The organism is Mesorhizobium sp. LEGMi-168a, assembly GCF_058312955.1.
In genome coordinates, this window is sequence record NZ_JBZEGV010000079.1 from 1 (window position 1) to 2,017 (window position 2,017).

The window sequence follows — 2,017 nt, forward strand, 5'->3', positions numbered from 1 at the left end:
GCCCTAAAGCGCATCCCGCAGAAACGGATTCAGGCGATGCGTAAGAGGGGCAAAAGTCGTGGCGATCAGCTGGATGCGCACCGGCTGGAGACGAGGTTTGGCAGGTATTGGAGGTGTGAAGCCTCGGTGAGGCCGAGCCGATCACCGAGATAGTCCCAAAACGAGAGCCGGAGCTTTTGGCAGGTTTTCATTAGGCTCAGGAAGGCATCGCGACAGGCGCGCCCTGCCTGTGAGCGGGTTCCGCCGGAGATCTTGCGCCTGATCACCTGGCAGCGGATGTCATTCTCGGAGCCGTTGGTATGAAGCGGGACCTCGGGGCGATCGAGGACGGTGAGCAACTCGGCCTTGTTGGCGTGAAGCCTGGCCAGCAGTCGATCGAGAGTGGCAAAGCCGGTGCGGCGTTTGAAGATACGGTCGAAGCGCGCCAGCATCTGAGCCTTGCGGCGGCGTGAGGGCTGCTGCTTATAGGCCTTGAGATCGCCGTAGAAGCGCCAGATCAGCGCCCGCACGTGGCTCTGGGCCTTGCGGTGGGCATCGCAGAATGTGTCGAGCTTGTGGACCAGACGCTCGGCATGGACCCAGCACAGAGCATGGCGTGCGACCTCGAACTGGCCGGCGTCATCGCTGAGGATGACGGTGTCGGGCAACAGGCCATGGGCTTTGATGGCGCCCCACAGCGCGCCCTCGGTGGCCAGCCGTGCTGGGTCAAGACTGTGCTTGATATCGTAGAAGCCGAGACGCTCAAGGTGGCTCGTCCAGGCCTGCTCGTCGGCGAAGTGCTTGTCGGGATGCTCAGCCAAGCGGGCGATGGCGTGCTCAGGCAAGGCGCGCCGGCGCATGTAGGCCAGTGCCTCGGCGTTGATCACGTAGTCGGTATGGCCGGCGCGCAGCAATTCCAGGAAATTGAGGCGGCTCTTCGAGCCCGTCGTGCCGAACCAGGCGAAGTGTTCGTTGCCGACCTGGGTGCAGGTCGCGTTCCTGCCTTGATGGCGGGCTCCGGTGTCGTCGACGCTGATCCAGGCGGCGGTCTCCAGGCCGGCGCGCAGTACGTCGTGGGCCTCGGCCAGGAACGGCTGCTTGTCAGCGATCAACAGGCGCATGAGCTGCCGCTTGGAGATCGCCACACCAAGCGCCTGCAACAGTTGCAGAAGGCGCGGAACGGTGACCTGGCCCTGATGGTACTGCGCCAGCACGAAGCGCTGCAGCCCCGGCCCGAAATGGCCCGAAAGATTGGCCGGCAGCGATGCCGTCAGCGTGGTCCCCTCCGGCGTCAACCAGCGCTCGCAGCGAAAGCGGATCACGTGCGGGTGCAGCACCAAATCCTGCACCACAAAGTCCGTGTAACCCTTGAAGCGCGAGCCGGCCGGCACCGACCCGGCCGTCACGATGCGCTCCTCGTTGATCATCAGCTTGGCGTTCTTGGCTCCCCGGCCGCGACGCCGGCCATCAGCTGGCTTGCCGGCCGCTCGCCCGCTCGCCTGCTCCATGCCGCTCGGCTTGCTGGGCTTGATGTCGGGGCGACCCTTGCCGCCCTTCAGCCGCGCGATCTCGTCACGCTGCTGCGCAACTGTCCGCTCCAGTTCCGCAACCCGACCCAACAGCTGGATCACCAAATCCTTCAGATCGGCGTTCGACAGCGACTCAATGTCAACAGGCGGCGACATCGCCGAAATGAATCAGAAATACTGCCTGCCGGGAATCTGCAGGCTTCAACCCGAGTCAATCTGACGCAGCCGCCGCCACGACTTTTGCCCCTCTTACGCGTCGCCTGAATCCGTTTCGGCGCGACGCGCTTTAGACTTCAGGGGATGGTATAGACTGCTATCTCCCGATCAATGCCGCGCAATGAGACCTCGTGGGCCACGGGCGTCAGCGCGTTCCTTTGCAACAGATCGGCGGTGAGATTGTCGTCGACCACCGCACGAGTGGCGAAGATCGCCTGTGCGTTGGCAAGGTTCTGGACCCACGAAGCAATGTTGACCGTCTGGCCGAAATAGTCCTGTCGCTCGTTCATGGA

The 2,017-nt window shown here is 63.6% G+C and carries 1 protein-coding gene and 1 pseudogene; both read right to left on the reverse strand.

The genetic code is table 11. The features are described 5' to 3' along the window. Positions 1 to 65 precede the first annotated feature (65 nt). Positions 66 to 1,664 (reverse strand): IS66 family transposase, encoded by a 1,599-nt coding sequence (locus AC4FWB_RS33930; protein ID WP_491030573.1) that lies wholly within the window; start codon positions 1,662 to 1,664, stop codon positions 66 to 68. A 137-nt stretch (positions 1,665 to 1,801) separates the two neighbouring features. Then, a pseudogene (locus AC4FWB_RS33935) lies at positions 1,802 to 2,017 on the reverse strand (adenylate/guanylate cyclase domain-containing protein); the annotation flags it as partial.